This window comes from Streptomyces racemochromogenes, assembly GCF_044129415.1.
GTDB lineage: Bacteria > Actinomycetota > Actinomycetes > Streptomycetales > Streptomycetaceae > Streptomyces > Streptomyces racemochromogenes_A.
Genome location: NZ_JBBDHD010000169.1, coordinates 1 through 11,416 on the forward strand (window position 1 = coordinate 1; position 11,416 = coordinate 11,416).

Genomic DNA, 11,416 nt, shown 5'->3' on the forward strand with positions numbered 1-11,416 from the left:
CCCCCCCCCCCCCCCCCCCCCCCCCCCCCCCCCCCCCCCCCCCCCCCCCCCCCCCCCCCCCCCCCCCCCCCCCCGACCCCGCCCCCGGAACTCACCACGGACTGCCCGAGCGGGCCCACGCAGGAGAGCCAGGTGCCCATGCCCGCTCCTCCTCGCAGCCCACCAACCCCCCTCCGGGCATTCCAACACCCCCACCCCCCACCCGCACCCCACACACCGCCACCCCGGTCACCGCGGGACGACTGTCAACCGCTCAGCCCCCACCACCCCATCGACCTATTTGCTCACTCTTCGTAGTGGATGTCCCGCTGCCCCCAGAGTCGCCAGGCCACCCGGAGGAGTTGCACGGCTGAAAGGACAATCCGTCGAAAGGCATCAGACATGGCCGCCCGTTACGCACTGCGTGTCACCACAGCCGTGGCCGCAACAGCAGCGCTCGCGTTCTTATCCCCGGCGCACGCATACGCCGGGGCCATCGGCTCCAGCCCCGTGGCCAGCTTCGACTATCAGGTGGGGGGTGTGACGATGAAGGTGCCCACGGGCTGCATGTTCACCCACATCATCCGCGGCGACGGCAAGAAGATCACCTACCAGAACGCCGGGGTCGACTGCGGGTTCATCGGAGCCCTGAACTCGGGCTTCTGTAACTGGCGCATCGACTTCACCTACGCCAACACGGACAACAAGACGTACAAGACATCGCGCGGCAAGACCCACACTGAGTGCGAGATCCATCCGATGCGGAACAATGCGCCCCAGACCCTGCCGCACTACGGGAAGGCGTGCGCGCACCTGCACGTCAACGGTGTCCGTCGGGTCAGTCAGTGCCACCACATCACGAAGTGAGCAGCACATGACCACCCAGTCCCCCAGGGAAGACCCCGCCCGGGCCGCCAAACGCCGCCGCGGCGGCATCATCGCCTTCGTCGTCGGAACCGCCGCGTCCCTCGCGTTCTTCGCGTTCGGCCCTGGCCTCCCCCACGTCATCGACTGGGGTGCGATTCTGGTGTCTCTGGCGGTAGGTGCAGTTGCGCAATGGGCCTACCGGACCTGGTCCTCGAAGAGCCGACCGCCTTCGGAGTGACCACGAGCGGCCGATGCCGGCAGAGGACCACCAACACCACTGCACGGCTCGGCCCGCCACCTGGCCAGCCCCGGACTGGCCCCCCGAACGTAGGCGACGGCCATGAAGCCGACCTTCAGACCTGCCCCGACCCCGGTGTCACCCAGTCAGCCATCCGGCCCCCACACGAATCGGTAGGGGCCGGACCGGGTCTTCCTCTGTGGTGGCACATCTCGGTGCCCTCACTGATCCGGGTCACGAGGGCGAGTCGAGGATCATTGAGGGGCGACCGACGGCGCATGGTCTTTGTGGTACCGCCCGCGTCAGCCCCGCACAAGCGGACCCGCGATTCGGCTGGAAATCATCGCATTAGCTGACACTGCGTCGGGGAGAGATGAGCGGTCATCACTGGGAGTGAAGTGGGGGTTGCGTGCGGCGGAGGGACGAGACGGAAAAGACGCTGAGTCAACTCGACGTCATACGGGGCGCGCTCCAGGACCCCGCGACGGGTCTGAGCGCGCTCTACCTGACGTTGGACCAGACACGGCAGAAGGTTCTCGAAGCCGTGGCGCAAGGCACGATGGGCCTGCGCGAGGAGAACCGTGAGCTCCGGCGACGTCAGGAACGGATGCTCACCGACCTGGCGGAGACACGGGGCAGTCTTGAGGCCCTGAGCCGGCGCCTGGAAGAGACCAGCCAGGCGGAGCCTCCGGTGCAGCCGCCTGTGACGAGTCTCCCGGCCGTCGGTGCCCCGGCCATTGTCGAGCCCGCTGAGCAGCAGACCGCCGGGCTGGGACCGGCCGCGCCGGAGATCGACGAGCCGGCCGAGGCGACCGAGGAATCCGATGGGAAGGAACCCCAGGTGGACCTGCTGGAAGAAGTTCGCACCGCCCACGGCCAGGGGACTGCCATGACGAGGAAGGCCGCTGAGCTCCAATCGCCGACCCAGGAGCCCGCTCGGATCAGCCAGGAAGACCAGCGCGCCCATCTGGAGCGCCTGCTGTCGGCGGCATCGATCGCCTCCGCGACCCTGATCTGCCACCGGGAGACGTGGGACTTCATCGCGGAGCAGACCAGCGGGCACGCGCACTTCCGGCTCCCAGAGCGGATCGACGACGCGGACAGCGGCCGGATCGAGACGGCCCTGTCGGGAAGGTCCCTGCTCGCCCTGCTCACCACGATGTGGAAGGTGACCCGGGGCCACGAGGCCGGCGGCGCGCCCGGTGAAGATCAGGACCTGGCCACGTGGGCGCTGGCTGCGGCGGTCTACCGCCGGACCGCGCTCGCGGTGGAACGTGTGACAGATCAGGCCGAGAAGGAGAACGGCCCCGCCTTGATCATCCTCGACGACCGGAGCACGCGCACGGTTCCCCCGGACCCCGGCAACGCCGCTGCCTGACCGGCTCCCCATCGGAGCCGGATTCCGGGGTCGGCTCCCAGACGGCTCCCAACACAAGGCCGTAAACCACTCAGGGGCCTGATCCGCGATGCGGATCAGGCCCCTGACCTGGTCTTACTCTGTCGGGGTGGCGGGATTTGAACCCACGACCTCTTCGTCCCGAATCAACGTGGGCGGTGCATGGACCAGGGTTGATCGCCTGTCTCACCTGCGGCGATAGCCCGTCGGTGTCCGTGGCCGTCCGCCGATGTGCGGCCCTGTTGTCACTCAGTTAGACACTCACCTGGCACTGCTTGCGTGGTTCCGCCCCGCGTCGGTGTCGACGGCTAGCGGACGACGGAAAGCACCACCAGCGCCACTAGCAGGACACCAAACCACAGCGGAACGCCGGTCGTGGTGAACCGCCCTCGATTGTCCCTGGGCTGCGGACGTCGTCGCTTCGCCATCGCCACCTCCATGCCGGGCCTCCAGCAGGCCCTTGGGCACAGGGTGCGGAAGGAAGCCGCTCGCCGGCAGGCGTACGGAGGTTGCTACGGGAGCACCGCAGCTTCACCGCGCACCACCTGGCACACGTGTTGGGCTAGACGAGGTCGGCACGCAGCGTCGGAGCCCGTTGGATCACCGATCCTGCCCGCTACTCTCCACCCTTGCGGTGCGGATCACGTGTCAAGAAAATCCCATTCATCCCCCATGATCCAGCGCAGAGCAGACAGCTTGCCGTGCATGAAACCCCATTCCCAGTCATCGACGGGAGGGAGGCTCTCTGAGCCATATTTCTCTTCGATGCGCCGCCGGGCAGCCAAGATGGTGCGCTCCAGCGACTCGGATGTTCCTGGATGGATTCGCCCATCCTCCGTGTCACGCATAATACTTCGGCCGTACCAGATTTTTTCGAAGTACTCCTCGTGGGCCGCGAGAATCTCTACCAGAGATCGAGTGACGGTTTCGGACTGAATGAACTCCACATCTTCGGCCTCTTCGAGGTAATCGCTACCGAGTTTTTCACCCAAAACTGCCACTAGGCCGTCGACGTCGTATACGTAATGAGAGTTGGGCGCTGCAAAAACTTCCGCCAGGTCCGGATGAGGCTGCCGTCGATCTCCCTTAGGTGCGGAGAAATCGGTGTAGTTGGCCGTCGCGAAAACGTACTCACTACACGCTTCCTCATCGGACTTCAGGGCTGAGGCATACTGCTCGATCAGTAGCGCGTCCGCGACACTATTTTTGTCCTGGTGGAGTGGGGCCTTTTTCTCAAGGCCTCTCCGGACGACCGACGCGTGATTCTCTGGACTCGGCTCCAGGAGGGTCCCTCGGCGTATCAGGTCAGAGATCTCGGAGAAATTCTGCAACGATCGCGCACTGACATGCGGAATCTGGTGCGCCATTTCTGCGATCCAACCCTGCGCCTCGTCGTCGCCGTAATCTTGCAAGTCCTGACGTAGGAGCCTGAACCTCTCCCTCACGCTTTGGGATGTTGCGGCCTCGGCTCGCGGCCTGTTCCGGTCAAACTCGTCCAAGATGAGAGCGGGCACCAAGATCTCTAGCTTATTCTGGTGCAGCAAGACGCGCAAAGGGGCGATGATTTGTTGGCCATCGCGCCGCTTCGCAATGTTCAGCCATACAGAGGTGTCAATCAGCAATCGAAGCACAGCAGGATGCTAGAGGAAACCTCAGGGTATGCGGGTCGGTTTGACTTAGAGCTGTCAAGGGGAACTGGTCCGCCGGCCTTGCCCACGACTCACCCCCAACTCCCATCCCGTCTGCCGTCGACCCACACGTATGTGGAGCGGGCGCGGTGCCGGGCGTCCAGGTGGAGCGCCCAACTGGACGTACGACCTGGACGCCCGGTGCCGTGTCTGCTCGGCTTGTCCTGGGTCGATGGCAGACGGGATGGGAGTTCCCCCGCCTCAACCACACTCCGGCCGGCACTCGCGAGCGGGGCCCTGGCCATCCCGGAGCCTGAGCGCCCCCGCCGGAGGCATGTTCGGTGAGGGAGGGAACCAGCGGCCTCTGGGGACTCGGCTCATGCCTTCGGGCCTATCCCGTCTTGTAGGGGCGGGCGTCGGCGCAGCGCGCGCGGAGCGGGCCGAAGGCAGGAGCGTCGCGCGAGAGCGGAGCCGGGAAGCCCGCCCGGCGGAGCGGAGCGCAGCCGGGTGCTTGATGAGGTAGAGAAACCTGTAACAGGTCCGCTCGGCTCCTACGGCTGTGCCGTGGTGAGGGCTTCGGCGATGGCGTGCATGGTGTCGGTGATGGTGTCGGCTCCCGCTTCGGCGAAGAGCGCGGCCTTGTGGGGCTTGTTGGCGTAGGCCACGACCGTTGCACCGGCTGCGTGAGCGGCCTGGACGTCGGTGAGCGAGTCATCGATCAGGGTGTAGTCCGCTACCCTCCCATCCGCTCCATCGCCCTCATGATCGGGAATGGCTTCGGCTTGATGAGGTGGGGTCGTCCGGCAGGGCGCTCGACGACACCCCTGCCCCCGCCCGTGAACCTCCGAGAAGGGCCGGGGCACCCGTCAGACCAATCGCACAGCCTTCAGCAGGGACTCAGGGTCCCCGTCGTAGACAAGGTGGGGCTCGTCAGGCTCCGGGGGCACGAACCGGGAGCGGTACCGAAGCAGGTCTGATTCTTCGAAATAGATCGAGTTCGGATCGTCTTCGTGCTGAGCGTTGCGCTTACTGACGCGGGACCAGAGCTCTTCGTGGCTAGCCTGGAGGTAGACCAGCACCGAGACGGCGCCAGCCTCGATTGCGATTGCCTGCCAGTGAGCTCGGTCTTGTGGCGTCCAGAATCCGTGGTCGACCACGACGTCGTGCCCGGCTTTGAGTTGTTCGCGGAGCTCGGCCGAGATCTCTTCGAGGATCGGGCGCTCAAGCGTCGGAAACGTGCCTCGGGGAAAGTCGACACCGTACACGCCGTGCCGGCGGAACATCTCCTCGTCGGGGCAGAGCCTGACGAACCCGCGGGCGGTCAGAGCGCGGGCGAGGGTCGTCTTGCCGGAGCCGGGTAGTCCTGCCATGAGGACGCAGACCGGTTGGGCGGCCGTCACTGGGCAACTTCCGATTCTGTTTGCCACGTGCGCCCAGGGCCGCCGAGGTCGACGCCGTACTCAACGACGATGCCTTCGCTGTCTACGAACTTCGCAGTCATCACGACCACTGGTTCGTACGGTGCCGTGGTGGGATCCAGCCCCAGAAGTTGTGCATCCTCAGGCGTCAGAAACCGGGCCGAGGCGGTGTCGAACCGGTGCGTGATCGGTCGGCCGGTGGCCTGTGCGATGAGTTGCAACGACGTTCCTCCGGTGAGCCGCGCACTCTTCGCGAGTTGTGGGACCAACTCTTCGAATCGCGCAGGGATCCACGAGGTTGAGTGCGCCACGATGCCGTGCCGGTCGCGGTAGACCCGACTCCGCCGAATGACGTTCGAGCCGGGCTTCACGTCCAGGGCCTGGGCCACGTCAGCGGGCGCCGGCACGACCGAAGCTTGATGGGAGTCGGACCGTTCACCAGTCCCCCAGCTGGAGCCGGTGCGGTGGCCTCGGTCCTGACGCTGAGAACCTGAGGACATGGGGGCGGGGCGATCCAGAACCTCGGTCCCGATTCCGTGAATCCCCCTGACGAGGCCCTCATTGCGGAGCTTGCGCAGTGCCTTCTCCGCTGTCGCGGTGCTGACGTTCCACTCCTGCGAGAGGTTCTTGATGCTCGGCAGAAGCGTGCCCGGCTGGAGATCGCCGGATGTGATCAGTTCCGCGTAGTGGGCGGCAATCTGCGCGTAGGGCGCTCGATTGTCGGCCTGGTCTGCCATGGCTCCAACTCCCCTTTCCCTGCTGCTACTTCCCTAGCGTACCCCTTGACACCCTAGGGTGCCCTAGGGAACCTTAGGCATGTGCCGCTCGCTGGATGGATGAGCGAGCTGCGGCACCACCTAGGCCTTGCCCAGGGGCGGCGCTCAACCGCCAAGAAGAACCGCCGCCCCTGGCTCCCTCGAAGGGAAGTCTCATCATGCCCACTCTGCCCTCTGCCGCGCACAGCACACTGTTAGTCCCGGGCGGCTCTGACGTCTGCGATGAGTGTCAGGGTTCGCTGCTTGCTTCGGACGATGGCTCGATGACCGGTCTGATCGGTGAGGCCATCCCGTGCGGGTGCGCGGTCTTCGACGGCCCGCAGTGTGCCTGCGAGATGATCGGCTGGCCGCTGAACGGCGGCTTCACGGGCTGGATCGAACTGACCCGCGCCGAGCTGCGCCACGCCCCGGACGACGCCCCGGTTTACCGGCCGTGCCTCCAGCACAACACCAGTGCCCGGTCCGCTACCCGCATGGCGGTGGCAGCGTGACGGTCTTTCCCGTCGCCCCTGAGGCCGTGGCTGGTGCTGCGGCCTCGCTGGGCACCGACCCGCTCACCCTCGCCGATCTCTTTCGTGTCGCCTCTGCTCCGGGCTTCGACCGCTGGAGGGAACAGGTCCGCCGGACCGGCGGCTGCTCGGACCCGGTCCACCTGTCCGGCTCCACGGTCACCCGGGACCGGCGAACCGGGGACGTCCTGTACGCGTACTCGACCGCCGATGAACCCGGAGGCCGGTTGCGGGTCGCTTGCGGCAACCGGCGGGCCTCCCGTTGCCCCTCATGCGCCTGGACCTATGCGGGGGACACTTACCACCTGATCCGGGCCGGGATCACCGGCGACGAGCGCAAGGACGTACCCGTCACGGTCCGCTCCCACCCCCGGGTCTTCGCCACCCTCACCGCCCCGTCCTTCGGCCCGGTCCACAACCGCCCCGCCTCCGGCCGCTGCCGCTGCGGTACCACCCACCCCGAGGCTGACCCGCTGCTGGGCACGGCCCTGGACCCCGGCCGATACGACTACGCGGGTGCGGTGCTCTGGAACAACTACGCAGGACAGCTCTGGCAGCGCTTCACGATCTACCTGCGCCGCGAGATCGCCGCCCGCGCCGGAATCACGCAGACGGCTCTGAAGGAGTCCTGCCGGGTCTCCTTCGGGAAGGTTGCCGAGTTCCAGAAGCGCGGAGCGGTCCACTTCCACTCCGTCGTGCGTCTCGACGGACCGGACGGACCGCCGACTCCTCCACCCGCCTGGGCCTCCGTCGGCCTGCTGGACGACGCGATCCGGGCCGCTGCCAGCCGGGTCGCCGTGAGCGTCCCCGCCTCCGGCGGCTTCGCCGCCCGCACCCTGGGCTGGGGCAAGCAGGTGGACGTCCAGCCGATCGGCGGGCTCGGGCACGAGGACCTGACCGAAGCCGCGGTGGCCTCCTACGTGGCGAAGTACGCGACCAAGGCTGCCGAGACCACCGGCACCGCCGACCGCCGCATCGGCGAACTCGCCGAACTGGACAAGCTCCACCTGCCCGCACACACCCGACGCCTCATCGAAGCCTGCTGGCGCCTGGACGATGCCTACCCGGACCGGCTGCTGGCGCAGTGGTCGCACATGCTCGGCTTCCGAGGCCACTTCTCCACCAAGTCCCGCGCCTACTCCACCACCCTCGGCGCCCTCCGACAGACCCGCGCCGACTACCGAGCCGCCCAAGAACGACGGGAACGCGGACTGCCCGACCCCGACGACACCCCGGAGGACTCCACGCTCGTCCTTGCCCACTGGACCTACGCCGGGCACGGACACACCCCCGGCGAATCCTGGCTCGCCGCCACCATCGCCCGCGACATCAAGACCAACCGAGACACCGCCCGCGAAGCGCTCGCGGATCTGACTGAAGACCAGGAGGGGAAACGATGACCGTGACGGTGCAGCAGCCGGTTCTGTACCGAGTCGCCGACGCGACGCGGCTGTTGGGGCTGAGCCGGACGGTCCTCTATGAGTTGATCCGCTCGGGGCGGCTTCGGACCGTTACGGAAGGCCGGGCCCGGCTCGTGCCGGCGTCCGCCATAGCCGAGTACGTCGCCCTGCTGGAGCGAGAAGCGGGGGCCCGGCCATGACCAAGAGGCGTAGCCGTGGGGATGGCGGCCTTCACTGGGACGAGCGCCGACAGCGCTGGATTGCCACTGCGCAGCTCGGCTTCGACGCGAGCGGCAAGCGCATCGTGCGGCGGGGGAGCGGCCGGACCAAGACCGAGGCCAAGAACAAGCTGAAAGAAGTGCTCAGGGACCATGAGGACGGGCTCGCCATCGCGCCCACCAACTACACGGTGGCCGATGCGGTGAACGACTGGCTCATGTACGGGCTCGCCGGCCGCGACGCCAACACCGTGGCTACCTGCACCTCGCTCAGCCAGACCCACGTCATCCCCGCGCTCGGCGCCCGGAAACTCCGGGAGCTGAGCGGCGAGGACGTCGACCGGTGGTTGGCCGCGAAAGCCAAGACGCACAGCACCCGCACCCTTCAGGCTATGCACTCGTGCCTGAACAGGTCCGTGAAACGGGCCATGGTCCGGGACAAGGTGAAGCGGAACATCGTGGAACTGTGCTCGATCCCCACCGGCCAGCCCGGCCGACCGTCGAAGGCCCTCAGCCTCGCCCAGGCCGAAGCGGTGCTCAAGGCAGCAGAGGGAACGTCGGCGCACGCCTACATCGTCGTGGCCCTGCTCACCGGGGCCCGGACGGAGGAGATGAGGGCGCTCACCTGGGATCACGTCTTCCTGAAGGGGGACCCGAACGCGGGACCGCCCGTGCCGCCGCACATCGCGGTGTGGCGGTCGGTCCGCTCCACAGGGGACACCAAGACCAAGAAGTCGCGCCGGACGATCGCGCTGCCTGCCCGGTGCGTGGATGCGCTGTGGAAGCAGTTTGAAGATCAGGGGTGGGATCGGCTTGCTGCCGGTGATCAGTGGACGGAGAAGGGCCTCGTGTTCTCCTCCGCGACGGGGACAGAGCTGGACTCGACCAACGTCCGTCGGGCCTTCCGGCAGGCCATAGCCGGCGCCGAGGAGATCGACGCGAAGGAGTGGACCCCGCGTGAGCTACGGCACAGCTTCGTGTCGCTGCTCTCCGACAGCGGGGTCCCGTTGGAAGAGATCTCCCGGCTCGTGGGCCACTCGGGTACGGCCGTCACGGAAGCGGTCTACCGGAAGCAGATCCGGCCCGTGATCCAGATCGGAGCAACGGCCATGGACGAGATCTTCAAGGCCGGTCCGAACCCGTAGTCACTCAGTTAGCCACTCAACAGAAACAGGTCAGGCACCTACCAGTACTGGTAGGTGCCTGACCTGGTCTTACTCTGTCGGGGTGGCGGGATTTGAACCCACGACCTCTTCGTCCCGAACGAAGCGCGCTGCCAAGCTGCGCTACACCCCGATCGTCACCCTCGGCGTTTCCGCCTGGCGACATCGATTACTTTAGCGGACCCGGCGCCGGAGACGAAATCCGGTTTTCGCGGGGGTCCGGCGGGGTCCGGCCGGGGGCTACGCCTTCGGGGTCAGGGTCAGGAGGGTGGCCTCCGGGGGGCAGGCGAAGCGGACCGGGGTGAAGCGGTTGGTGCCGCAGCCCGCCGAGACGTGCAGGTAGGAGCGCTCGCCCTGGGCCTCGTATGTGGACAGGCCCTTCACGCGCTTCGTGTCGAGGTCGCAGTTGGTGACGAGGGCCCCGTAGAAGGGGACGCACAGCTGGCCGCCGTGTGTGTGCCCGGCCAGGATCAGGGGGTAGCGGTCGGCCGTGAAGGACTCCAGGACCCGCAGGTACGGGGCGTGCACGACGGCGATCGAGAAGTCCGCGTCCGCTTCCGGGCCGCCGGCGACCCGCTCGTAGCGGTCGCGCTTGATGTGCGGGTCGTCCAGGCCGGTGAACGCCAGCTCCATGCCGTTCAGCTTCAGCCGGCCCCGGGTGTTGGTCAGGTTCAGCCAGCCCGCCGCGTCGAAGGCGTCCCGCATCCCCTCCCACGGGTTGTGGACGGCGCCGACCACCGGCTTGTTGCCGTTCAGGCCGTGCCGGCCCTGGGCCTTCTCGATCAGGTAGCGCCCGGGGTTGCGCAGCCGCGGCCCGTAGTAGTCGTTGGAGCCGAACACGTACACGCCCGGGAACTCCATCAGCGGGCCGAGCGCGTCGAGGAGCTCCGGCACGCCCTCGGTGTCGGAGAGGTTGTCGCCGGTGTTGACGACGAAGTCGGGGCGCAGCCCGGCCAGGGACTGGAGCCAGGCGCGCTTCTTGCGCTGTCCGCCGACCATGTGGATGTCCGACACCTGGAGCACGCGCAGCGGACGGGCCCCGGCGGGGAGCACGGGGACGGTGACCCGGCGCAGCCGGAACGAGCGGGCCTCGAACCCGGCGGCGTAGGCCACTCCCGCGGCCCCCACCGCCGCGATTCCGGCGGTGACCTTCAGGGGTACTCCGTAACGCGCGCGCATGGCCCCATGGTCGCAGACGCGGAAAACCGATGGGCGCCACAGCCCCCGCACCTGGCAGACTCAAGGGCATGACCACGCTCAAGGCCAAGCTCCAGGAAGACCTCACCACCGCCATCAAGGCGCGCGACGGACTCGGTTCGTCCACCCTGCGTCTGACCCTCGCCGCCATCACCAAGGAGGAGGTCGCGGGCAAGGAGGCACGCGTCCTCTCCGACGACGAGGTCCTCAAGGTGATCGCGAAGGAGGCGAAGAAGCGCCGCGAGGCCGCGGAGGCCTTCGCCCAGGGCGGCCGCGACGAGCAGGCCGCGCGCGAGACGGCGGAGGGCGAGTTCCTCGACGCCTACCTGCCCAAGCAGCTCGGTGACGACGAGCTCGCCGAGATCGTGGCGCAGGCGGTCGAGGAGGCCAGGGCGGCGGGTGCCGAGGGGCCCCGGGCCATGGGCGCCGTCATGAAGATCGTGAACCCGAAGGTGGCCGGTCTGGCGGAGGGCGGCCGGGTCGCCGCCGCCGTCAAGAAGCAGCTTTCGTAGGGGGCGGAACCAAGGGGAGGGGCCCCGCCGGGTTTTCCGGCCCGGGGGCGCCCCCTCTTGTGGGGGGGGGCCCCCGACGGGGGGTGGGTTGGGCCGCGTACGGCCGGGTGCACCG

General features: G+C 67.7%; 12 protein-coding genes and 1 tRNA gene. 8 read left to right on the forward strand and 5 right to left on the reverse strand.

The window, feature by feature from the left end; genetic code table 11:
* The first annotated feature begins 381 nt into the window (after nt 1–381).
* The 3 genes from WDV06_RS33685 to WDV06_RS33695 all read left to right on the forward strand — a co-directional run bounded on the left by WDV06_RS33685 (nt 382) and on the right by WDV06_RS33695 (nt 2,462).
* Nucleotides 382–846 carry a hypothetical protein gene (locus WDV06_RS33685; RefSeq protein WP_395513623.1) on the forward strand — a complete coding sequence of 155 codons (465 nt, stop codon included), beginning with the start codon at nt 382–384 and terminating at the stop codon, nt 844–846.
* Between the two features lie 7 nt (nt 847–853).
* Complete coding sequence (locus tag WDV06_RS33690) at nt 854–1,084, forward strand: hypothetical protein (RefSeq protein ID WP_395513624.1); 231 nt, start codon at nt 854–856, stop codon at nt 1,082–1,084.
* 409 nt (nt 1,085–1,493) lie between these two features.
* A complete protein-coding gene (locus tag WDV06_RS33695; RefSeq protein ID WP_395513625.1) occupies nt 1,494–2,462 on the forward strand; it encodes a hypothetical protein in 969 nt (322 codons plus the stop codon).
* 659 nt (nt 2,463–3,121) lie between these two features.
* Here WDV06_RS33695 and WDV06_RS33700 read toward each other — a convergent pair.
* From WDV06_RS33700 to WDV06_RS33710, 3 genes are all read right to left on the reverse strand, one after another.
* The gene (locus WDV06_RS33700; protein ID WP_395513626.1) at nt 3,122–4,111 is read right to left on the reverse strand and encodes a PIN domain-containing protein; all 990 of its coding nucleotides are present in this window, start codon (nt 4,109–4,111) and stop codon (nt 3,122–3,124) included.
* Nucleotides 4,112–4,974: 863 nt separating this feature from the next.
* Nucleotides 4,975–5,478 carry a P-loop nucleotide/nucleoside kinase family protein gene (locus WDV06_RS33705; protein ID WP_395513634.1) on the reverse strand — a complete coding sequence of 168 codons (504 nt, stop codon included), beginning with the start codon at nt 5,476–5,478 and terminating at the stop codon, nt 4,975–4,977.
* 26 nt (nt 5,479–5,504) lie between these two features.
* A complete protein-coding gene (locus tag WDV06_RS33710) occupies nt 5,505–6,263 on the reverse strand; it encodes a GntR family transcriptional regulator (RefSeq protein ID WP_395513627.1) in 759 nt (252 codons plus the stop codon).
* Nucleotides 6,264–6,565: 302 nt separating this feature from the next.
* Between WDV06_RS33710 and WDV06_RS33715 the strand changes: the two genes are divergently transcribed.
* From WDV06_RS33715 to WDV06_RS33730, 4 genes are read left to right on the forward strand one after another with little or no spacing between them, the layout of a single operon-like run.
* Nucleotides 6,566–6,793 carry a hypothetical protein gene (locus WDV06_RS33715; protein ID WP_395513628.1) on the forward strand — a complete coding sequence of 76 codons (228 nt, stop codon included), beginning with the start codon at nt 6,566–6,568 and terminating at the stop codon, nt 6,791–6,793.
* 26 nt (nt 6,794–6,819) lie between these two features.
* Nucleotides 6,820–8,211, forward strand: coding sequence for a replication initiator protein RepSA (gene repSA, locus WDV06_RS33720; RefSeq protein ID WP_395513629.1), 1,392 nt, complete (start codon nt 6,820–6,822; stop codon nt 8,209–8,211).
* A complete protein-coding gene (locus WDV06_RS33725) occupies nt 8,208–8,411 on the forward strand; it encodes a helix-turn-helix domain-containing protein (RefSeq protein ID WP_395513630.1) in 204 nt (67 codons plus the stop codon). The genes repSA and WDV06_RS33725 overlap by 4 nt, the downstream gene beginning before the upstream one ends.
* Nucleotides 8,408–9,574 (forward strand): site-specific integrase, encoded by a 1,167-nt coding sequence (locus WDV06_RS33730; protein WP_395513631.1) that lies wholly within the window; start codon nt 8,408–8,410, stop codon nt 9,572–9,574. Before WDV06_RS33725 ends, WDV06_RS33730 begins: the two co-directional genes overlap by 4 nt.
* Before the next feature lie 77 nt (nt 9,575–9,651).
* Here the strand turns inward: WDV06_RS33730 and WDV06_RS33735 are convergent.
* Together WDV06_RS33735 and WDV06_RS33740 are read right to left on the reverse strand one after the other, a co-directional pair.
* Nucleotides 9,652–9,725, reverse strand: a tRNA-Pro gene (locus tag WDV06_RS33735).
* Between the two features lie 107 nt (nt 9,726–9,832).
* Nucleotides 9,833–10,771 (reverse strand): metallophosphoesterase, encoded by a 939-nt coding sequence (locus tag WDV06_RS33740; RefSeq protein WP_395513632.1) that lies wholly within the window; start codon nt 10,769–10,771, stop codon nt 9,833–9,835.
* A 68-nt stretch (nt 10,772–10,839) separates the two neighbouring features.
* Between WDV06_RS33740 and WDV06_RS33745 the strand changes: the two genes are divergently transcribed.
* Nucleotides 10,840–11,301: a GatB/YqeY domain-containing protein gene (locus WDV06_RS33745; RefSeq protein WP_395513633.1), complete on the forward strand. Its 462-nt coding sequence runs from the start codon at nt 10,840–10,842 to the stop codon at nt 11,299–11,301.
* Nucleotides 11,302–11,416 lie beyond the last annotated feature (115 nt).

What these genes read in the sequence shown, in the direction of transcription:
- WDV06_RS33685 (WP_395513623.1), top strand. Translation starts at nt 382, where the DNA reads ATGGCCGCCCGTTACGCACTGCGTGTCACCACAGCCGTGGCCGCAACA.
- WDV06_RS33690 (WP_395513624.1), top strand. Translation starts at nt 854, where the DNA reads ATGACCACCCAGTCCCCCAGGGAAGACCCCGCCCGGGCCGCCAAACGC.
- WDV06_RS33705 (WP_395513634.1), bottom strand. Translation starts at nt 5,478, where the DNA reads ATGGCAGGACTACCCGGCTCCGGCAAGACGACCCTCGCCCGCGCTCTG.
- WDV06_RS33710 (WP_395513627.1), bottom strand. Translation starts at nt 6,263, where the DNA reads ATGGCAGACCAGGCCGACAATCGAGCGCCCTACGCGCAGATTGCCGCC.
- WDV06_RS33715 (WP_395513628.1), top strand. Translation starts at nt 6,566, where the DNA reads ATGACCGGTCTGATCGGTGAGGCCATCCCGTGCGGGTGCGCGGTCTTC.
- WDV06_RS33725 (WP_395513630.1), top strand. Translation starts at nt 8,208, where the DNA reads ATGACCGTGACGGTGCAGCAGCCGGTTCTGTACCGAGTCGCCGACGCG.
- WDV06_RS33730 (WP_395513631.1), top strand. Translation starts at nt 8,408, where the DNA reads ATGACCAAGAGGCGTAGCCGTGGGGATGGCGGCCTTCACTGGGACGAG.
- WDV06_RS33740 (WP_395513632.1), bottom strand. Translation starts at nt 10,771, where the DNA reads ATGCGCGCGCGTTACGGAGTACCCCTGAAGGTCACCGCCGGAATCGCG.
- WDV06_RS33745 (WP_395513633.1), top strand. Translation starts at nt 10,840, where the DNA reads ATGACCACGCTCAAGGCCAAGCTCCAGGAAGACCTCACCACCGCCATC.